Source organism: Pelodictyon phaeoclathratiforme BU-1, assembly GCF_000020645.1.
Lineage (GTDB): Bacteria > Bacteroidota > Chlorobiia > Chlorobiales > Chlorobiaceae > Chlorobium > Chlorobium phaeoclathratiforme.
In genome coordinates this window covers 177,736-197,687 of sequence record NC_011060.1, presented here as the reverse complement: position 1 = coordinate 197,687, position 19,952 = coordinate 177,736, and the positions used below count along the sequence as shown (strand labels likewise).

At 45.4% G+C, this 19,952-nt stretch carries 19 protein-coding genes and 1 pseudogene; 14 read left to right on the top strand and 6 right to left on the bottom strand.

What is annotated here, in order from left to right; all coding sequences use genetic code 11:
• Nucleotides 1-2: 2 nt before the first annotated feature.
• From rpmF to PPHA_RS00975, 13 genes are all read left to right on the top strand, one after another.
• Complete coding sequence (gene rpmF, locus PPHA_RS14835) at nucleotides 3-194, top strand: 50S ribosomal protein L32 (protein WP_012507034.1); 192 nt, start codon at nucleotides 3-5, stop codon at nucleotides 192-194.
• A 28-nt stretch (nucleotides 195-222) separates the two neighbouring features.
• On the top strand, nucleotides 223-1,248 hold the full coding sequence (plsX, locus tag PPHA_RS01030; protein ID WP_012507033.1) for a phosphate acyltransferase PlsX: 1,026 nt from the start codon (nucleotides 223-225) through the stop codon (nucleotides 1,246-1,248).
• A gap of 102 nt (nucleotides 1,249-1,350) precedes the next feature.
• On the top strand, nucleotides 1,351-2,340 hold the full coding sequence (locus PPHA_RS01025; protein WP_012507032.1) for a beta-ketoacyl-ACP synthase III: 990 nt from the start codon (nucleotides 1,351-1,353) through the stop codon (nucleotides 2,338-2,340).
• A 37-nt stretch (nucleotides 2,341-2,377) separates the two neighbouring features.
• Nucleotides 2,378-3,286, top strand: coding sequence for an ACP S-malonyltransferase (gene fabD, locus PPHA_RS01020; protein WP_012507031.1), 909 nt, complete (start codon nucleotides 2,378-2,380; stop codon nucleotides 3,284-3,286).
• Between the two features lie 28 nt (nucleotides 3,287-3,314).
• Nucleotides 3,315-4,052, top strand: a complete 738-nt coding sequence (gene fabG, locus PPHA_RS01015; RefSeq protein WP_012507030.1) for a 3-oxoacyl-[acyl-carrier-protein] reductase — start codon at nucleotides 3,315-3,317, stop codon at nucleotides 4,050-4,052.
• A gap of 87 nt (nucleotides 4,053-4,139) precedes the next feature.
• Complete coding sequence (acpP, locus tag PPHA_RS01010) at nucleotides 4,140-4,379, top strand: acyl carrier protein (protein ID WP_012507029.1); 240 nt, start codon at nucleotides 4,140-4,142, stop codon at nucleotides 4,377-4,379.
• Between the two features lie 50 nt (nucleotides 4,380-4,429).
• Complete coding sequence (fabF, locus tag PPHA_RS01005; protein ID WP_012507028.1) at nucleotides 4,430-5,683, top strand: beta-ketoacyl-ACP synthase II; 1,254 nt, start codon at nucleotides 4,430-4,432, stop codon at nucleotides 5,681-5,683.
• 10 nt (nucleotides 5,684-5,693) lie between these two features.
• Entirely contained in the window at nucleotides 5,694-6,515 is an 822-nt protein-coding gene (gene rnc / locus PPHA_RS01000; RefSeq protein ID WP_012507027.1) for a ribonuclease III, read from the top strand.
• Nucleotides 6,516-6,682: 167 nt separating this feature from the next.
• On the top strand, nucleotides 6,683-6,952 hold the full coding sequence (locus tag PPHA_RS00995; RefSeq protein ID WP_012507026.1) for a DUF4160 domain-containing protein: 270 nt from the start codon (nucleotides 6,683-6,685) through the stop codon (nucleotides 6,950-6,952).
• Nucleotides 6,953-6,963: 11 nt separating this feature from the next.
• A complete protein-coding gene (locus PPHA_RS00990; RefSeq protein ID WP_012507025.1) occupies nucleotides 6,964-7,206 on the top strand; it encodes a DUF2442 domain-containing protein in 243 nt (80 codons plus the stop codon).
• Between the two features lie 324 nt (nucleotides 7,207-7,530).
• Complete coding sequence (locus tag PPHA_RS00985; protein WP_012507024.1) at nucleotides 7,531-11,565, top strand: TerB N-terminal domain-containing protein; 4,035 nt, start codon at nucleotides 7,531-7,533, stop codon at nucleotides 11,563-11,565.
• Nucleotides 11,562-12,908, top strand: coding sequence for an ATP-binding protein (locus PPHA_RS00980; protein ID WP_012507023.1), 1,347 nt, complete (start codon nucleotides 11,562-11,564; stop codon nucleotides 12,906-12,908). The genes PPHA_RS00985 and PPHA_RS00980 overlap by 4 nt, the downstream gene beginning before the upstream one ends.
• A 64-nt stretch (nucleotides 12,909-12,972) precedes the next feature.
• On the top strand, nucleotides 12,973-15,093 hold the full coding sequence (locus tag PPHA_RS00975) for a DEAD/DEAH box helicase (RefSeq protein WP_083765340.1): 2,121 nt from the start codon (nucleotides 12,973-12,975) through the stop codon (nucleotides 15,091-15,093).
• Nucleotides 15,094-15,334: 241 nt separating this feature from the next.
• Here PPHA_RS00975 and PPHA_RS00970 read toward each other — a convergent pair whose 3' ends face one another.
• From PPHA_RS00970 to PPHA_RS00960, 3 genes are all read right to left on the bottom strand, one after another.
• The gene (locus PPHA_RS00970) at nucleotides 15,335-15,712 is read right to left on the bottom strand and encodes a type II toxin-antitoxin system VapC family toxin (protein WP_012507021.1); all 378 of its coding nucleotides are present in this window, start codon (nucleotides 15,710-15,712) and stop codon (nucleotides 15,335-15,337) included.
• 5 nt (nucleotides 15,713-15,717) lie between these two features.
• Nucleotides 15,718-15,945, bottom strand: a complete 228-nt coding sequence (locus tag PPHA_RS00965) for a type II toxin-antitoxin system Phd/YefM family antitoxin (protein WP_012507020.1) — start codon at nucleotides 15,943-15,945, stop codon at nucleotides 15,718-15,720.
• A gap of 291 nt (nucleotides 15,946-16,236) precedes the next feature.
• The gene (locus PPHA_RS00960; protein ID WP_041526371.1) at nucleotides 16,237-16,443 is read right to left on the bottom strand and encodes a hypothetical protein; all 207 of its coding nucleotides are present in this window, start codon (nucleotides 16,441-16,443) and stop codon (nucleotides 16,237-16,239) included.
• Nucleotides 16,444-16,861: 418 nt separating this feature from the next.
• On the opposite strand from PPHA_RS00960, the gene PPHA_RS00945 reads away from it, so the two are divergent.
• Nucleotides 16,862-18,078 (top strand): IS3 family transposase gene (locus PPHA_RS00945; protein WP_150085534.1). Its coding sequence is split into 2 segments (ribosomal slippage): nucleotides 16,862-17,138 and nucleotides 17,138-18,078, totalling 1,218 coding nucleotides; the frame shifts between segments, so codons are not numbered across the junction.
• 447 nt (nucleotides 18,079-18,525) lie between these two features.
• Here the strand turns inward: PPHA_RS00945 and PPHA_RS15805 are convergent.
• From PPHA_RS15805 to PPHA_RS00925, 3 genes and pseudogenes are all read right to left on the bottom strand, one after another.
• A complete protein-coding gene (locus PPHA_RS15805; RefSeq protein WP_190274052.1) occupies nucleotides 18,526-18,696 on the bottom strand; it encodes a hypothetical protein in 171 nt (56 codons plus the stop codon).
• A 112-nt stretch (nucleotides 18,697-18,808) separates the two neighbouring features.
• Nucleotides 18,809-19,153, bottom strand: coding sequence for a type II toxin-antitoxin system prevent-host-death family antitoxin (locus tag PPHA_RS16120; protein ID WP_223293946.1), 345 nt, complete (start codon nucleotides 19,151-19,153; stop codon nucleotides 18,809-18,811).
• 120 nt (nucleotides 19,154-19,273) lie between these two features.
• Nucleotides 19,274-19,900: pseudogene (locus PPHA_RS00925) on the bottom strand (DUF1016 N-terminal domain-containing protein); the annotation flags it as partial.
• Between the last annotated feature and the right edge of the window lie 52 nt (nucleotides 19,901-19,952).

The following is a 19,952-nucleotide window of genomic DNA, read 5'->3' as shown; positions in this document are numbered from 1 at the left end:
CCATGGCAAATCCAAAAGCCAAAATGTCGAAATCCCGAAGGGATAAAAGACGCGCCCAATTCAATGCCCGCACAAAACCGGCAACTACGGTCAACTGTCCAAACTGCGGCGAACCAACTCTTCCCCACCGTGCATGCCGCCATTGCGGACACTACAGGGGCAGATGTGTCGTCAATAAACTGGCAAAGAGCTGATTAACTAAAACAAGACAAAAACCCCATCATGTTGACTATTGTTGTTGACGCCATGGGCGGTGACCACGCTCCCGCCTGTGTGATCGAGGGAACGGTGCAGGCTTTGCAGGAGAGCGGTAATCGGTTTAACATTCTGCTGATTGGCCAGTCGGAAAAGGTTGAACCGCTGCTTGCGAGTTACGACACCAGCGCGCTGAACCTGACGTTTCTGCACGCCCCCGAAGTGGTCACGATGGAGGATATTCCAGCCACGGCTGTAAAAACCAAGCAGGAATCATCGCTGGTCAAGGGCTTGCAGCTCTGCAAGGCAAAACAGGCAGATGCTTTTGTCAGCGCAGGCAATACCGGCGCACAGATGGCAGCTTCCCTTTTTGTACTTGGCAGGCTCCCCGGAGTACTTCGCCCAACCATTTACGCATATTTCCCGCGTCTTTCGGAAGGGTTGACCAATATTGTCGATATCGGTGCAAATGTTGACTGCAAGCCGGAACATCTTGTCCAGTTTGCCCAGATGCTGACCATCTATCAGCGCTATGGCGCTGGAATTGAACAACCGCTTACCGGGCTGCTCAATATTGGAGAGGAAGAGGGGAAGGGCTCCGAAATGCTCAAACAGGCCTACTGGCTTCTGAAAGAGGCTGACAGAGCAGGCAAAATAAACTTCCTTGGAAACATAGAAGGCCATGACATTCTGAAAGGAAAGGCCAGCATTGTGGTCTGTGACGGAGTTGTGGGCAATACCATTCTGAAATTCGGTGAAAGCATCCCTGAATTTATGGGAATCCTGTTCAAACGATCTCTGGAAAAAGTGATGATCTCTGGTCAGATGGACGAGAAGATGGCCGCAATGACAACCAGCCTGTTCAAGGGATTGTTTGATCCTTTTGATGTGGAAATATTCGGAGGCGTGCCCTTCCTTGGCGTTGACGGCATCTCCATTGTCGGTCATGGCCGTTCCTCTTCAAGAGCAATCAAAAACATGATCTATATGGCTGAGCACATGATCGAAAAACGAGTCAATGAACACATTGCTGAAGTCCTGTCCGAAAAGTAGTACTTTTCCAACCGCACCCCTCTGCAGCAAAGATGGTAACAACCGAGCTGCAGGGCAACTTTTCTATCTATCATTCCTGCATGAAATAACTGCATACAACGCATGAAAGCTGCAATCACGGCGACAGCCAAATATTTACCTGCCAATATTCTGAGCAATCATGACCTCGAGCTCATGCTTGACACCAATGACGAATGGATTCGTGCGAGGACGGGCATCAGCGAACGCAGGGTACTCAAAGATCCGGAAAAAGCGACATCATACATGTGCGGAGAGGTTGGAAAACAGCTTCTCGAAAAACGAGGCATCGCGGCAAGTGAGATTGAGTTAATCATTGTAGCCACCATGACCCCGGACATGCTCTTCCCCTCCACAGCATGTTTTACACAAAGCATCATCGGAGCCAGCAACGCCTGGGCCTTTGACATAAATGCTGCCTGCTCCGGTTTTCTCTACGCCCTGAACGTTGGGTCACGCTTTATCGAAAGCGGAGCCCACAAAAAAGTTATGGTCATCGGCGCCGACAAAATGTCGGCAGTTATTGATTATACCGATCGCTCGACAGCCATCCTTTTTGGTGACGGCGCTGGCGGCGTCATCCTTGAACCGGCAAAAGAAGAGGGATTCGGCATTCTCGATACGCGCCTCTACGCTGACGGAGCAAACGGCACAGATCATCTTCTCATGACTGGCGGCGGCAGCCGGTATCCGGCAAGCCATGAGACGGTAGACAAAAAAATGCACTACATCTATCAGGACGGCAAACAGGTTTTCAAGGCTGCCGTCATGGCCATGGCAGAGGTTGCCGGTGAAATCATGAGCCGCAACAATCTCACTGCAGATGATATCGACTACCTTGTACCCCACCAGGCAAATCAGCGGATCATCAACGCCACCGCAGAGCGCATGGGCATTGATGACAAAAAAGTTATCTCGAACGTTGCCCGTTATGGCAACACAACAGCAGGCACCATACCGATCTGCCTTGCTGAACTTGATGAAGGGCAGAAATTGCACACCGGCTCAAACCTGGTGCTGGTCAGTTTCGGCGCAGGCTATACCTGGGGTGGCACCTATATTAAATGGCAGTAACCAGAACAATTCACCTCTTTTTTGAACAATCGCATTCATGAAGGCATTTGTTTTTCCAGGACAGGGTTCACAGTATTGCGGCATGGGCCGCGACATTTTCGACAACTTCCCCGCTGCCCGCACCATGATGGAAAGGGCAGACTCGATTCTCGGCTACCGGATAACCGACATCATGTTTTCCGGCAGCGAAGAGGAGTTGCGTCAGACAAAATATACCCAACCAGCCATCTTTTTGCACAGCATTGCTGTGGCAACCCTGCTCGGCAGACAAGATATCGCAATGACCGCCGGTCACAGCCTCGGCGAATATAGTGCGCTCTGCTTTGCTGGTTCCATCAGCTTTGACGACGCCATGCGGATTGTTGCCAAACGGGGGGAGCTGATGCAGAATGCCGGCAAAGAAAACCCTGGAACCATGGCGGCCATCATCGGTATGCCCGACAGCTCTCTGGAGGCGCTCCTTGCTGAAGCAGGCAAAGAGGGAGTCATTCAGGCAGCCAATTTCAACTCACCAGGCCAGGTTGTCCTTTCCGGTGATATTGCGGCTGTCAAAAAGGCCATCGAACTTGCCCCCTCAAAAGGAGCCCGTATGGCAAAAGAGCTTGTCGTTTCCGGAGCGTTCCACTCCCCGCTGATGAAGCCGGTTGAGGAGGAGCTTGCTGCGGCCCTTGCAGAAATTGAGATAAAAGATGCTGAAATACCGGTCTGCATGAACGCAGTTGCAACCCCGGTAACCAGCGCCGCAGAAATCCGCAAAAACCTGATTCTCCAACTGACAAGCTCGGTTTTGTGGTCACAATCTATCGAAGCAATGGTTCAGAGCGGAATGAGGGAATTTATCGAAGTGGGTCCGCAAAAAGTGCTTCAGGGCCTGATAAAACGCATTGACAAAACCGTAACCATCCGTGGTATCGACACTGCGGCAGATCTTCTGCCTCTGGTTTAATACAATTAACATCAACCGAGAGAAAACCATGTTTGAAGGAAAAATCGCTGTTGTCACTGGTAGCGCCAGAGGAATCGGACAGGCCATCGCTTTTGATCTGGCTGCCCGAGGCGCCGATATTGTCGTATGCGATATCAAAGCCGAATGGCTGACGGAAACAGCCGAAGGTGTTGAGAAACTTGGCCGAAAAGCCTACTGCTTCGAACTCGATGTCACCAACGCTGAAGCGGTGCAGAACGTCTTCAATGACATTGCTGCCGCAACAGGAAGAATCGACATCCTTGTCAATAATGCCGGCATAACCCGTGATGGCCTGTTAATGCGGATGAGCGAAGAGGACTGGGATGCTGTGCTCACGGTCAACCTGAAAGGAACTTTCGTCTGCACCAAAGCGGTCAGCCGCATCATGATGAAGCAGCGCTCCGGCTCGATCATCAACATCGCCTCGGTCGTTGGGCTCATGGGCAATGCCGGACAGGCCAACTATGCGGCATCAAAGGGAGGCGTCATTGCCTTCACCAAATCAGTCGCAAAAGAGCTGGCATCGCGCAACATAAGGGCCAATGCCGTCGCACCAGGCTTCATCTCCTCGAAAATGACCGATGCGCTTTCCGATGAAGTCCGCCAGAAAATGCTCGACGCCATACCGCTCTCCAGCTTCGGCACACCGCAGGATGTAGCCAATGCCGTTGCCTTTCTGGCTGGCGAACAATCCTCATACATCACCGGCCAGGTCATCAGCGTCAATGGCGGTATGGTAATGTGATTTGGGCAAGCCTCTTTTCTTTGTATATTGTCTGACTTTTTCAAAATTTTTTATCAACAACCAACTTTTAATCGGGAGAACATTGTAATGACTGCAGCAGAAATCAAAGATAAGGTATACGATATTATCGTCAGCAAGATGGGTGTTAACAGGGATCAGATCAAAATGGAATCAAAATTTTCTGATGATCTCGGTGCAGATTCACTTGATACCGTTGAACTGATCATGGAACTTGAAAGCGAATTCGGCGTACAGATTCCTGATGAAGATGCAGAGAAAATCGGCACCGTCCAGCAGGCTATCGATTACATCGTCAACAAGAAGTAAGCAATACCCCAAGAAAGCAGGCAAACGGAAAACCAGTTAAATCATTACAGATGGCTCAGGATCGCAAAAGAGTAGTTGTTACCGGCATAGGAGTTTTATCTCCTGTAGGTCTTACAAAAGAGGAGTTCTGGACGGCGCTCCATGAAGGGAAAAGTGGCGCTGCGCCCATAACCTATTTCGATGCAACTGATTTTGCTACAACCTTTGCCTGCGAGCTTAAAGGGTTTAAGGCAGTGGACTACATTGACAGAAAAGCGGCTGACCGTATGGATCCCTACTGCCAGTATGCTGTTATTGCAGCCACTCATGCACTGACAGATTCCGGACTTGATTTGAAAGAGATCGATCCACTGAGAATCGGTGTGGTACATGGCTCTGGAATCGGAGGCATGACCACCTACGATCAACAGTTCAGGAATTATCTTGACAGGGGCCCGAGACGCATCAGCCCCTTCTTTATTCCCATGCTTATTCCCGACATTGCGGCAGGGCAGATTTCAATCCGTCACGGACTGATGGGTCCAAACTACGCGACAGCATCTGCCTGTGCTACATCACTTCATGCCATTATGGACTCGTTCATGCTCATTCAGTGCGGAATGGCCGACTATATGGTTTGCGGTGGTTCAGAGGCTCCTATTACGCCGATGAGCATTGGAGGCTTTAATTCCGCAAAAGCACTCTCTACAGCCAACGACAGGCCAGAACAGGCCTCACGTCCTTACGACCGTGACCGTGATGGTTTTGTCATGGGTGAAGGCGCCGGATCGTTGATTCTTGAATCCCTTGAATCTGCGAAAGCACGCGGTGCAAAAATCTACGGAGAGATCGTCGGTGTAGGAGCAACTGCAGATGCCTATCACCTGACTGCTCCGCACCCGGAAGGCTTAGGGGCTGTCAATGCCATGAGGAGCGCAATTACCCTGGCTGGAATTACACCCGAAAACATTGACTACATCAACACCCACGGAACCGCCACTCCCCTTGGAGATCTTGCCGAAATCGCCGCCATCAAAACCCTTTTTGGTGAGCACGCCCGTAAACTCAGCATCAGTTCAACAAAATCCATGACCGGCCACCTTCTCGGCGCTGCCGGAGTTGTTGAATCAATTGCCTGTCTGCTTGCCATGCAACACCAGACCGTTCCACCAACCATCAACCTCGACAATCTTGACCCGCTGGTTGAGCTGGATGTAACGCCGAACATACCCAAAAAACGCTCAATTGAGTACGCACTCAACAACGGCTTCGGCTTTGGAGGGCACAACGGCTCAATCATTTTCAGAAACGGTTCATCGCTGTAAAGGAAAAAGATTGTCGGCTTTGGAGAAGTTTTGGGAAAAGCTGAGAAGCCTGGCTGATTTAGGTGATGGTAATGAGACGAACAGGAGTTCGGGAGCGGTTAATACTTCCGGAACAGAAACTGATCTTTCGGCTGAAACTGTTGCCTATCTGCAGCAGCTTGTCGGAGAGCCCGTCAGTAACCTGCCACTTTATCAGACCGCGTTAACCCACCGCTCCGTCGTTCATGACCCGGCAACAACCAGCCTCATCGAATCAAACCAGCGCCTTGAATTTCTCGGCGACTCGGTGCTCGGCATGTTGATTTCCGAATACCTTTTCAGAAAATTTCCCACCAGCGCTGAAGGAGAACTTTCAAGCAACCGCGCCAAAATTGTCAACAGCAAATCACTTGCCGGTTTTGCCCGAAGCCTTTGCCTCGGCGACCACCTCATCCTCGGCGAATCGGCTGACCACCATAAAATCCGGAGCAGCGAGTCCGCCCTTGCCGACGCCTTCGAATCACTTATCGGCGCCATCTATCTCGACAAGGGGATCAAAACAGCTTTCGATTTTGTCATCCGCAGCATCATTGAGCATGTCAATTTCAATACCATTGTAGCCGCTGAACATAACTACAAAAGCCGCCTCATCGAATACACCCAGTCAAACCATCTCCCCCCTCCCCTCTACACGGTGATAACCGAAACCGGCGCAGAACACGAAAAGAGCTTCACCGTCGGGGTAAGCTGCTCCGGCGAGCTCCTCGGAACCGGCACCGCCCAACGGAAAAAAGATGCCGAACAGCTTGCTGCCAAAGAGGCTATGGAGCGCATTCATCTCACCCTGAGCTAAAAAATCTTCTCTCTCAGTAGGACTACTTTTGCGTAATAACGTTAGATTATCTTCGTTAAGTCGTACTTTCTTTCTAACAAACACCATGACGAGAAGCTTCACCATAACTCTTTTCCATTAAGCCGTATTGGACAGCTATGGTCCATATTCAATAAATGGATGAACAGATGCCAACTATCTCAATGTTTTTCGGAATCCTGATTTCAATTTTTTATGGCGACGATGAACAACACCATACTCCGCACGTTCATGCACGATACCAGGGAAAAAGTGTCTCGATAGCCATTGAGGATGGGAGTCTTCTTGCTGGAAATATCCCCCATCGGCAGCTTCGGATGGTTCAAGTATGGATAGACATTCACAGAGAAGAGCTTATGGCTGACTGGGAACTTGCATGCGCCGGTGAAGAGCCATTTCGAATCGCACCGCTTCAATAAAGGAGAATATTATGGAACAACTTCTTGATGTTATAACGGTAACAACTCATACCAACTACACCCTGGAACTTGTTTTTGAGAACGGAGAGAGAAGAATATTTGACATGAAGCCATTTTTCGACAAAAAACCCTTTACAAAACTCTTCAACTCTCCGCTCTTCTTCAAGGCTTCTGTCCAATATGGCACCGTAGTCTGGCCGGGCAATCTCGATATTGCACCGGAGACTCTCTGGAGAAGATCTGTACCTGCGTAAATCCAGAGCACTACAAGGAGACCATTCTATTATCACTGATTACGATGCGTTAGTGTACGCAGTACTGTCTTTTGCTGCTGCTCGCCGCTATTTTGTAACATTTTGCAAAAGCAACTATTAAAGAAATCTCGAATGGCTTTATATTTTTTTCGTTGATGTTGACGGCAAAATCCGCTATAAGCACATACAAGTAAACAATTTAAAACCTATATTTTACAAATAATAACTTTTTGATTAGCAATAAAAATTATGACCTTTGAATAAGTCTTAACACTGGTTCGACGAAATATTTTAACATTGAGTTATTCTGAATAATAAAAGATTATGGGGAATAAATTAACAACCGGACGAATTCTTATAGTATTTATTATTGCTTTTGCTCTAATTAAAACGTATTGGCATGTGTTTGTTTTTATGAGCATTTCCGCTATCGTAATCTGGAGCATTATTAAAGCAATTAAAAAGATCCAATATTCTCAATCTTTACATTTGCATGCGCAAAATCATATAAACGATTCCAAGTCCTATCCAAATCAAGGCGAAATCATCATTTCTAATACCACGAAATCACATAAAGAAATAAAAGATTTAACATCTATCCGATGCAAAGCTGAAGATGGTGATGCGCAAGCTGAATATGAGCTTGGCATGATATATGACTGCGGCTATTTTGCTAATGGCCAAGGTATTCCACAAGATAACACCGAGGCTGTAAAATGGTACCGTTTAGCTGCCAATCATGGGCACCCTACAGCGCAATATAATCTTGGCTGGATGTATTATGCCGGTGCTGGCGTGGAACAGGATTATGATGAAGCATTACGATTAACCCAACTGGCTTCGGAAAATGGTATGCCCAATACTCAGGCACGTTTCGACCTAATAAAGAAGGCAAAAGATGACTATATAGAGGAGGAGCAATGGAATCTGCTTACTAAAAAACAAGTCCATTCAGCAACCCTATTACCGAGTATTAAGTATGAGACTGATATAAATATTATAGCAGATAAAAATAAAATCACACAATCCAGCAAAGCGATTACAGCAAAATATGGTACAAAAGAACTTACAACGCCGCTTACTGAGAACAAATTTGAGACTCTAATCAAAACAGAAAAATCAACTCCAGCCAAATTAAAATCAACAATAGATGCAGAAATTTTAGTACAGACACAAAACACAAAGGAAATTGCAGCAATAAAGTTACAGATAGCAACACTGCTTAAAGAAACAATAAGATCTTATATGCAGTCAATTTTCAGCACAATGCGTTTTAAAGAAATGCAAACGGTGTCTCAGGATTCACCCAATCAAGGTTATGCACCTACACCGTCAGAAAATACAACAAAATCCCCAGAAACAACAGGGATAGTAAATACCAGTGCAGATAAACTCGATGCGTATAGACGCTTTATTAATAATAATTCTATTGATGCTTCATCAAATCTACCTTCATCATTTTTAAAAAATAATATTGAACAAGAATTAATAAAATTGGAGCATTGGTTTGAAAGAATAATTACTTTTGATGCTCCGATTTTAGTCTCTTTTGCTTCATTGTTATGGCATATGTCAATAAAAAAATTGACTATTAGTGAAAAAGAGGCAATAGATATTGCAAATCTTCTTGAATCAATAAATATAGGGATCGAACCCGATTCTCGCTTCAGCGACTTTATCCCGAATCCAGAGCACAACGTAGTTCTTTTCAGAATCAGCGAAAATACTCCAAAGCTCCCTTCATCGGAATACTCCGTTGCTACACTCAGCCTCCATTTAGCCTCGGCCTTTGCCCTTACTGAAACAACTGTACACATCAGCGAAAAACAAAATTGGAAGCAACTGCTTGAAATTTTGCCGCACCTCTCTTCAGATGAAATAATCAGACTACAGGCTCATACATTGTTTATAAAGACTTCCGCTCAGACCTTCAGCATTAATGATATCAAAAAAAACATAGCGATAATCGATCAAAGTCAAAAAGAATCACTATGGAAATTCCTTGTTGGCATCGCAAAGTTAAACGGATGCACTGACATAACTAAAATAAAAAATTTTACTCGACTATATACAATGCTGGGTCTTGATGCACTGACTATTCCCAGTCATACGCATGAAATTGCTGTAGAACCTATAGCAATTCAAACCACTGATTTTTTGCCATCTTCAGGGTATTCAATCCCCGCTCAGCAAATAATAGCGGAAGGCATTTCTCTTGAGATGAATGAAAACGAAGCAACCCATACAGTGGCCAATGCCATCTCCTCAAAATCTTTAACAAAAAAGATAATATCTACAGATGAATTATGGGTTCCCTTTGGAAAAGCTATTGAACATTCTGGGTATACAATTCCTGACGGTCTTCTTTATTTTGGGACTGCTTTAAAATCTATTACAAAGTCACAAGAAGAACCATCTCTTATTGACATCTCTCTGCCAGTTGAAAAGGCAAATTCTGATATTAATAGTAATAATATGAGGTATTGGCCAAATTACTCACAAATACACGCCACACATCGAGCAGCATATCTCGACTGGCTCTCCACAGGAAGGAAAGAACCAATGGCAAATATTGGTTACGTTTTTCTTTTCTTTTATGGCTTGGAGAGACGGGTTTTGCTTGATAATGCTTTTTCAGCAGTTGACGATTTACCAGTCATTATCGAAGAAGTTCAACGACTTCTGACTGTATATAAAAACAATGCTTCATTTCGTCAGTACGCCAATAATTTTCTGGATATTTTGCAGATTATTCGAGGGGGAGTTTCTTTTTATCAGACTGAACCATCGCTTGAGTCATACTCTTGGAAACAGCCCTTAATCTTTAAGGTTGCACTTGGACAAATGGCTGCCGATAAGGTTCCACTCCCTGCAGAGTGGGCTTTAGCATGGGTAATAAATGATCCATCAATTCAAAAAAAAACGCCTGTTAAACGTTGCAAGCTTGAATTTCTTGACCTGTTCAAACTTCAGTATACCGAAAAGTTTAACGCGGGTATGCTGTTAATACCAAATAAAAAAAAGCTCCATGCGACATATCACCCTGCCAGTCCTCTGTTTGATAAAGATGTCACAATCCCGATTGCGGATCTTCCTGATGTGACTAATGTTTCTGAGGAATCAGAAAAAATAAGAGATCTCGTAAATGAATGTACTGATAAACTTGAAGATTATAGCCGCTTTCTTGGGCGTAATCCGGATAGCAATAATTCTCTTGAAGCGATGTCGCTTCTACCTAAACTCCTTGTAAAAAAATATGTAGCAACAAAATTTCAAAAACTGACAACCTGGCTGGAACAGCAAAGTCTTTCTGATACTCCAGTGCAGGTCTCTTTTCAATCAATTTTAGAACTAATACCACCAATAAATCAGAACTGTTTTGGCAAGACAGAAGTGATAACCGTTGCCAATTTTCTTGGCAAGATAAACTTTGGTATTGAGCCTGACCCTCGCTTCGGCAACTTTTTCTCCAAACAAGAAAACAATATCGTTCTTTTCAAAATCAGTGATAATGCGCCTAATATACCCTCTGCTGAGTATTCTGCTTCAACTCTTGTTCTCCATTTGGCCTCTGCCGTTGCCACTTCTGATGGTACTGTGAATATAAGCGAAAAGCAACAGTTGGAGAAACATCTTGAAGTTTGCTTACACCTCTCTTCAGATGAGAAAACAAGACTGAAGGCTCATTTATTATTCCTTCTTTCTTCCTTCCCTGGCATTAATAATGTCAAGAAAAGAATAGAGTTACTTAAACAGGAACAGAGAGAATCACTTGGGAAATTTCTTGTTTGTATTGCTCAGGCGGACGGCTATATTGACGTAATGGAAATAAAAATTCTTACGCAGATATATGCCATGCTTGGTCTTGATGCACAGAGTCTTTACAGTCAGGCCCATACTGCGGCTATCGAACCTGTCGTCGTTAAGACTTCGGATTTCGAGACTTTACCAGAGTATTCAATCTCTGCTTCACCAAAAATATCTAATGGTATTTCTCTTGATATGGACAAAATAAAAACAATCCATGCAGAGACCAATACTATATCCTCAATTCTGAATGATATTTTCTCTGAAAATGAACATGAGCAGATAACAACATTAATGTCGGAAGCAAGGAGAACAGACGTTCCCATTACTGGACTTGATCCTAAATCATTTGCATTTATGAAAGAGCTCGCGTGCAAGCTCATGTGGACGAGAGTCGAACTGGAAAAACTTGCAGCCGACCACAGCTTGATGCTGGATGGAACACTCGAAAGCATAAACGACGCATCATTTGATCACTTTGGAGATATGTTCTTTGAAGGTGATGACCCAATAATTATCAACGCACAATTTGCCAAGGAGATCAATGTATGACAACAGCAATTCGACCAAAAGAGCGAGACGCAATCATTCAGTCACTACGCGCAGGAGTTGTCCCGCGTCTTGGCCAGCACCTCATCCAGGTTGGTCGAGTGAACGAAATCGCAGCGCTCATCAAAGATATTGAGCGGATTGCTGATAATGGTTCCGGGATCCGCTTTGTCATAGGTGAATACGGCTCCGGCAAAACTTTTTTTCTGAATCTTGTCAGGGCGATAGCTCTTGAGAAACGATTGGTCACAGCACATGCTGACTTGAATCCGGACAGAAGGCTACATGCAACCGGTGGACAGGCTCGCTCATTATATGCTGAATTGATGCGCAATATATCAACCCGCACCAAGCCGGGCGGAGGTGCCATGCCAACCATTGTTGAACGATTCATTACTGAAGCACTGAAAGATTCAAAAATATCTGGGAATAATCCTGAATCAGTTATTCACCAGAAACTTGAGTTTCTATCGGAAATGGTCGGAGGTTATGATTTCGCTCATGTTATAGCCGCTTACTGGAAAGGGCATGACACCGGAAATGAGCAATTAAAGGCAGATGCAATACGATGGCTCCGAGCTGAATTCACAACAAAAACAGATGCCCGTAATGCTCTCGGAGTGAGGACAATTATTGATGATGGTAGCTTCTATGACCACCTCAAACTGATATCCCGGTTTGTGAGACTTGCCGGATTTAATGGAATGCTGATTTGCCTTGATGAACTGGTAAATCTCTACAAGCTATCAAATGTGCAGGCAAGAAACTCAAACTACGAACAGATTCTTCGAATATTAAACGATTCGTTGCAAGGAACGGCTGGCGGACTCGGGTTCATCATGGGCGGTACCCCTGATTTTCTTATGGATCCCCGCAAAGGGCTGTTCAGCTATCCAGCGCTTCAATCACGCCTTGCTGAAAACTCCTTCGCTGTTAAAGGGCTGGTAGATTATAGTGGCCCTGTTTTGCGTCTCAGCAACCTCAGTCCTGAAGACTTCTTTATTCTGCTGGTAAAGATACGGCATGTCTTTGCCTACGGAAATTCACCGGAATATCTAATTTCTGATGAGGGGCTGAAAGCATTCATGGAACATTGCTCGAAAAGAATTGGTGATGCCTATTTTCGGACACCAAGAAATACGATTACCAGTTTTGTAAACCTTCTTTCAGTTCTTGAACAAAACCAGCATACCACATTGCAAGAGATTCTTGGAACTGTGGAGATTAAGCCTGATACCAACCCTGATTTCGACTTTATTCCTGAAGAGAGTAGCTCCTTCAACACATCGATTTCACCAACAACCATAATTGACGACGAGGCGAGCCTTGCATCCTTTAAACTCTGACGAATCACAGGCATTTTTCCTGCTCGATGAAAAGATTCAGCGCTGGATCTGGGAACAGAAATGGATGACACTGCGAGATGCACAGGAACGGGCAATAGCACCCATACTTGCCGGAAATACCGATGTTATTATTGCTGCGGCGACAGCCACAGGCAAGACGGAAGCGGCATTTCTTCCAATCTGCTCAAAGCTTCTTGCGAAGGAGTGTCAAAATGCCTCTGTCCTCTATATCAGCCCATTGAAGGCACTCATCAATGATCAATTTTCCCGAATGGAACAGTTGTGTGAACGACTTGATATTCCTGTTCATCCTTGGCATGGAGATGTTTCTGTAAGCAAAAAAGGAAAGTTCCTCAAAAAACCAACAGGGATCCTCTTGATTACGCCTGAATCTGTTGAAGCCCTTTTTGTTAACCATGGCAGTGCTGTTCCACAGATTTTCAACAATCTTCTTTACATCGTCATTGACGAGCTTCACTCCTTTATAGGTTCTGAACGAGGCCAACAATTGCAATCTTTGCTTCATCGTATCGAATTTGCCATCAAGCGAAAAATACCAAGAATAGGATTGAGCGCAACCATTGGGGACATGCACCTAGCCTCACGATTCCTGCGCCCCGAAACAGAAGCAAAAACTGTGATAATTGTCTCAAACGCTACGGGACAGGAACTTCAGCTTCTTTTGAGAGGATATGTCAACAAAGCTCCACTGCTGCATCCGATCGAAGAGACCGAGGAGGTGCCGCCTGATGGCAGCAGCCTCGAAATAGGAGAAGACCTTTTTAAGACCCTCCGGGGAAAAAGCAACCTTATCTTTCCTAACAGCCGGGAGCAGGTAGAAAATTTTTCGGATTTACTTCGAAATAAATGCGAAGAACAACATCTTCCTAATGAATTTTGGCCACACCACGGGAACCTTGCAAAAGGACTTCGCGAAGAAGCCGAAGCTGCAATAAAGGATAAATCACATCCCGTTAACATCGTCTGCACATCGACTCTCGAAATGGGTATTGATATTGGTAGCGTGATCAGTATTGCTCAGATAGGTGTACCTCCCTCTGTTGCAAGCTTGCGTCAACGACTTGGCCGTTCGGGAAGAAAAGATGGTGACCCTGCAATTCTAAGGATATACATTCAGGAAAATGAAGTTACCATAAGCTCCAAACCCCTGGCTTGCCTTCGTTCCAATCTGATACAGACAATTGCTATGGTAAGGCTTTTGCTTGAAAAGTGGTACGAGCCACCTCCATCCGGCGGGCTGCACCTCTCGACGATGGTACAGCAACTACTCTCCCTGATAGCTCAGTATGGCGGAATAACTGCGGTACAAGCATATAATTTACTCTGCAAAAACGGAGCGTTTCAGGAAATCGGGCAACAGATGTTTGTGGATTTATTGAGAACCCTCGGCAACCAGCGCCTCATCATGCAAGCAAGTGATGGATTATTGCTGCACGGTCAATTGGGAGAACGCATTGTTAACCACTATTCTTTTTACGCAGCATTCACAACTCCAGAGGAATATCGCCTCCTAACCGGCGATCGAACACTTGGAACACTTCCCCTTGACCGTCCCGTCGAAGTCAACTCTTTGCTCATTTTCGGTGGAAGACGATGGACGGTTTTAGACGTAGATGCACAAAAAAAAGTAATTTCACTAAAGCCGGCAACAGGAAAAAAACTTCCTCAATTCGATGGGCAAGCAGGCAGAGTTCATGATCAGATTCGGAAGGAAATGTTTGCCGTCTACACGGAAAAAGGTATACCGATATTTCTTGATGCTCAGGCAAAAGAACTGTTGGGAGAAGCAAGAGAGGCTTTTGACCGACTTTCATTATCCAATAAAAAGATACTCATTCAAGGAAATGAAACGTATCTCTTCTGTTGGATGGGCGACAAAATTTTAGATACTTTGGTAGCTATGCTCAGGTCAAAAGGATTGACAGCAAATAATTACGGGATTGCAATAGAGATTTCCAGTGTATCACCAAATAAACTTCAGAGCTGCTTGAGAGCATTGTTAAAAGAGGGTGTGCCAGATGCTTATGAGCTTGCCCGATCAGTCGCCAATAAAGCGACAGAAAAATATGACAACTTCTTGACGGATGAATTATTGAGTGCTGACTATGCTGCCTCAAAATTCGATGCCGAAGGCGCGTTTAAAGTGTTAACATCGATAATGTAGAATAACCAGTACGCGACAACATCCGAAGAAAACCGATTCGTATGCACGAATATAAAAATATCAACATGCAGTGATGACCCCAGGGAATACCCTCAAGCAAGGCCCGCTCCGGTAATTTTGCAACAGCTTGTTGCAAAATTCAACTCCTTAAAATACTCTGCCAGCTCATTGTTGCTCCCATGTTGCTAAGCGATCAACAAAAGGTGAGATTCCTCTGGTCTACTCACCATTTGTTAACCGCTTATGGCACAAACTTCTTTATGTGAAAATCCTTCATTACTTTGTAGTGTTTATCGTTTCCCGTGAGAACAGTAAGACCATGAGCGATTGCTGTAGCTCCAATTAAAGCATCTGCCAGTTGCATGGAATGACTGAGAAAATGTTGTTCCACGTAAAACATTGCTTTTGCAGATATCTCTTCAGAGACATACAGAATTTGTGCATTCCATGCATTGAGTGCTTTACGAAGCTTGATTAACTCTTGTTTGTTTCTCATTCCCTGAACCAGTTCCATATAGGTAATGACCGATATGAAAAAATTGTATGAGTTTTCAATGAGCTGATATGCTTTTTCATTCCCTCGCATATACCAAATAAGGACGTCAGAGTCAATAACCATCAGAATCATCCTTCTCTTAGACCTCGGACATACTCATCAACATTGTTTACCATGTCGTTATCTTCCCACATTCCGAACAATTCATTTTTTTCGGTTTGATTTTTGATTTCCTGGTAGGGAACAAGTTTGGCGCAGGGTTTCCCCCGGAAGGTAATGATAACTTCCTCTCCCCTATTTACAGAGTCTATGAGCTTTTTTGAGTTGAATTTCAGCTCTTTTGCGGTTGCTCTCATTCTCATCCCTCAGTATAGAAAGTTTATATTCCGAAGTATACATTTTGCCCTTGAGTTCAAAACTGTCTTTTTGCAGTATAACAAACAAGTTCAGCCCATCAAAACACATCTACCCAAAAAAGACATTAATCATGAGCCTGCACTGCCACCCCATCCTTCAGCTTATGAAGGTATGAACCTCAACCATCTGCTCCTCACTGACTCTGGCAAGCACCTCTGTTTGGCAAGGAAATCTTGATATTACACCGGAGACTCTTTGGAATCGGTCTGTACCTGCGTAAATCCAGAGCACTACAAGGCGACACGATTGTTGTCTCTAACCAGTGCCTGGCGAATATCCATACAGCTATACTCTCCGTTTTTCTGCAGCAATGCAAGCAGCGTCCCCACTGTAGTGGCGACTGTAAGGGTATGCTCTCTCCCCGCCACTTTTTCAGCAGGACTGGTCTCAAAATCCGGGCATTTGACAATTATCCGGAAAATGTCACCGTCAATCATTACCGGATCACTTCCCCCGTAAGCTTAACCGTATTTTTTCAACTTTCTCATTCCGGAACCAAGTTCGTCAGCACGTCCGATTTCACGAAAAAAACGGGCAATGACAGGGTTCTTGGGATAGGGTGAAAAATTTGCCGGATTGATAGGCCCGTAACCGTGCGGTTTATTGCTGTTTTCGGTAAGTGCTTGACGACGAACGCCATCATACTGAATAGACGGTAAAGCGCACTCATTGATTGCCTCTGAGTATTCCGGTACTTGCCGATACCATTTTGGTAAATCTTTTCAAAACTGTCGAAGGGTTGTACAAATGCCATCATTGCTGGATTTACCCATGTAATGGTTTCGAGAGCTATAGTGGACCCCGAATTTTAGACAGTGGTTTAAGTTGTTAACTTGCCCCAAAAAGGAGCAGGTAATGACAAAAAGGACACGAAAAAATTTCAGCAGTGACTTTAAGGCCAAGGTGGCACTTGAGGCTATTCAAGGGGTCAAGACGCTGAATGAAATCGGTCAGGAATTTGGAGTACACCCCGTTCAGGTCGGTAAGTGGAAGAAAGAGTTGCAGGAACAGGCATCAAGCTTGTTTGAAGCCAAACGGGGTCCAAAACCAGTTGAACCGGCTGCAGATCCTGAAAAGCTTTATACGGAAATCGGGCGGTTAAAGGTCGAGCTGGATTGGCTTAAAAAAAAGTCCGGACTGTCCCTATGAGTGTGCGCAGATGGTGGGTCAGCGACAAAGAGCCATTGCCGGTGGCAAAGCAATGCGTCCTTGTGTCCGTTAATCGTTCGACGATATATTTGCCGTCTATCGTGTTGTTTCCTGATGCAGAAGACTTGCAGTTGCTTGAACTGATTGACAAGGAGTACACCAAGCATCCATTTTATGGTAGTCGTAAAATCATGCACTATCTTCGTAGCGAGGGTTACCAGATCAACCGGAAACGGGTTCAGCGGCTTATGCGAAGGTTGGGTCTGGCCGGTATGGCACCGGGCCCCAACACCAGCAAACCGCATCCGGAGCACAAGATCTACCCCTATCTCTTGCGGGGAGTTGATGTCACAAAACCCAACCAAGTCTGGTCGACTGACATCACCTATATTCGCCTTCCAAAGGGCTTTATGTATCTGGTGGCAGTCATCGACTGGTATTCCCGGAAAGTACTCTCCTGGCGATTATCGAACTCGATGGAAAGCACCTTTTGCGTTGACTGTCTGCAAGAAGCGTTACGAAAATACGGGACACCCGATATCTTCAACACCGATCAAGGCGCCCAGTTTACGAGTGCCGCCTTTGTCGGAGCGCTCACGGAGCACCCATCCATCAGTATTAGCATGGATGGACGTGGCCGAGCACTGGACAACATCTTTGTCGAACGACTCTGGAGGAGTGTCAAATATGAGGATATATATCTCAAAGGTTACTCCACCGCAGCAGAATTACAGTGCGGATTAAAGGAATATTTTGTATTGTTCAACGTTGAAAGGCAGCATCAGTCGTTGGGCTACAGTACGCCAGATAAGGTTTACCGGACAGCCGTTGGAGGTGGTGCAAGAATAGTTGACAAGTATAACAAGAACAAGCAGACAGAAGAGTTAAAGGTAAAAGAGGGGCAGCGCCTTTCCGCTGCATGAACAGGTCAGGTTACCAACTTAAACTCAGCCACTTTTTGTCCACCGGTTGGGGTCCACTTCAAGCTTCAGTGTGTTGACTTTGGAGATCACGCCAATGCCAGATTGGTTCATGATGAAATATTCTGTTTCTGAGTGTTCGGACTCGATTGAGGCGTTTGGAAAGATTCTCTCTAATTCTGATATGGCGCGACATATTGGGGACAACCGGTTTCAGTAACCACGGCCAGAGAATTTTTTCATATCGCACGTCGAAAAGGCTTATCCAAAAACCGAAGGTTAATTCAGGGATGATCCTGCCTGCATCAAGCGGCTTTTTGCTTTTGACAAGAGTGTTTTTGGCTTCTTGCACTTTGTTCACTTCCTGCGGAGACAGCAAGCCGGGCAGGTCAAACCATCTATCAGTTTTGAAATGCGCTGTGGCTGCATCGTGAACACTGTTTCTGAGGATTACTTCCAGGCACTGAAGCGGCGTATAAAGGCTTTCGGATAACACCATGTTCCAGGCGTAATGCGCAAACAACTCTCTGCATCGTCTTTGCTGGAACCGTGTTTACGATAGGCATCGAGTCGTTCATGCGAAATTGCTCGGCGAAGCTGATCTGAAAAATTTGCTTGCATGTGCCATCCTTAAACGCTATATCTTTGTGCAGTCCCCGGAGAAATCCTCTCCCGACCTTGAGTCGGTGACGATCCCGGGGTTTTTTATTGCCCGCGCCTACGAATTGTTCACTCATACCCCAACTCCGTCAAATAGACTGCCAACTCGTTGTAGCTTCCATGTTGCTATGGCACAAACTTCTTGATCTGAAGATCCTTCATTACATTTGTAGTGTTTATCGTTTCCCGTGAGAACAGGAAGACCATGAGCGATTGCTGTAGCTCCAATTAAAGCATCTGCCAATTGCATGGAATGACTGAACAATTCATTTTTTTCGGTTTGCTTTTTGATTTCCTGGTAGGGAAAAAGTTTGGCGCAGGGTTTTCCCCGGAAAGTAATGATAACTCCCTCTCCCCTATTTACAGAGTATATGAGCTTTTTTGAGTTGAATTTCAGCTCTTTTGCGGTTGCTCTCACTCTCATCCCTCCGTATAGAAAGTTTATATTCCGTAGTATACACTTGATAACGGAGTATAGTCAATTATGTTTTCTTGAGGCGGGACAATTATTCTAATACTTTGCCATTGAGCTAACAACATCCATCAGTGCCTGCTCCAGCTTTGACTCCAGCAGCTTGCCTGTGCCAGGCAGGCCAAGAAACTCGAGCATCACAGGATCGCGCACGAACTCACGGGGGCTACGAGGCAGTGCTGCGATATTGGCTTCGGCTTCAGCCTCCACGCTGGCCTTGTCATTGCTGAGCAGCAATCGCTCATAGTACAATGTGCCAATCTGCCGATCGAGTGCGCGAAAACTCCAGTTCTGCGCTGCTGCTTCATTCACGTACCAAAGCCTTGCTTCGGGGTTATCAACACGCAACAGTGCCCGATAATGCGACCAGCTCAATTCGCGACGCACTGTGTCGCAAATTGGAAAAGCAAGATAAAACCGGCGCATGTGCCGCAAATTAGTGGCATCAAACCCCTTGCCAAACTCACCAGTCAATGATTCTGCCAGTCGAGACAGCAGCTTTTTGCCATAAGCAGCGCGTGCCTGCCCTCCTTGCTCAAACTCCACGATATGACGACCAATTTCCCAGCAGGTACGCACCTGAATAACATCCACTGTCCGCTTTGCATCTTTGCGAGCATCAGCAATCAGAGTACGCAACTGAGCAAGCAACACATCGATATTCACCGAGAGGCTCCGATCATGCTCATTCATAGGCACCTCCATGGTTGCATTTTGAAAAGTCCCACAGCCTGTGGGACAAATT

Bases quoted from the DNA above. Each gene is read 5' to 3' on its own strand.
- rpmF (WP_012507034.1), top strand. From the start codon at position 3: ATGGCAAATCCAAAAGCCAAAATGTCGAAATCCCGAAGGGATAAAAGA.
- plsX (WP_012507033.1), top strand. From the start codon at position 223: ATGTTGACTATTGTTGTTGACGCCATGGGCGGTGACCACGCTCCCGCC.
- PPHA_RS01025 (WP_012507032.1), top strand. From the start codon at position 1,351: ATGAAAGCTGCAATCACGGCGACAGCCAAATATTTACCTGCCAATATT.
- fabD (WP_012507031.1), top strand. From the start codon at position 2,378: ATGAAGGCATTTGTTTTTCCAGGACAGGGTTCACAGTATTGCGGCATG.
- fabG (WP_012507030.1), top strand. From the start codon at position 3,315: ATGTTTGAAGGAAAAATCGCTGTTGTCACTGGTAGCGCCAGAGGAATC.
- acpP (WP_012507029.1), top strand. From the start codon at position 4,140: ATGACTGCAGCAGAAATCAAAGATAAGGTATACGATATTATCGTCAGC.
- fabF (WP_012507028.1), top strand. From the start codon at position 4,430: ATGGCTCAGGATCGCAAAAGAGTAGTTGTTACCGGCATAGGAGTTTTA.
- PPHA_RS00995 (WP_012507026.1), top strand. From the start codon at position 6,683: ATGCCAACTATCTCAATGTTTTTCGGAATCCTGATTTCAATTTTTTAT.
- PPHA_RS00990 (WP_012507025.1), top strand. From the start codon at position 6,964: ATGGAACAACTTCTTGATGTTATAACGGTAACAACTCATACCAACTAC.
- PPHA_RS00985 (WP_012507024.1), top strand. From the start codon at position 7,531: ATGGGGAATAAATTAACAACCGGACGAATTCTTATAGTATTTATTATT.
- PPHA_RS00980 (WP_012507023.1), top strand. From the start codon at position 11,562: ATGACAACAGCAATTCGACCAAAAGAGCGAGACGCAATCATTCAGTCA.
- PPHA_RS00975 (WP_083765340.1), top strand. From the start codon at position 12,973: ATGACACTGCGAGATGCACAGGAACGGGCAATAGCACCCATACTTGCC.
- PPHA_RS00970 (WP_012507021.1), bottom strand. From the start codon at position 15,712: ATGGTTATTGACTCTGACGTCCTTATTTGGTATATGCGAGGGAATGAA.
- PPHA_RS00965 (WP_012507020.1), bottom strand. From the start codon at position 15,945: ATGAGAGCAACCGCAAAAGAGCTGAAATTCAACTCAAAAAAGCTCATA.
- PPHA_RS00960 (WP_041526371.1), bottom strand. From the start codon at position 16,443: ATGATTGACGGTGACATTTTCCGGATAATTGTCAAATGCCCGGATTTT.
- PPHA_RS15805 (WP_190274052.1), bottom strand. From the start codon at position 18,696: ATGCAAGCAAATTTTTCAGATCAGCTTCGCCGAGCAATTTCGCATGAA.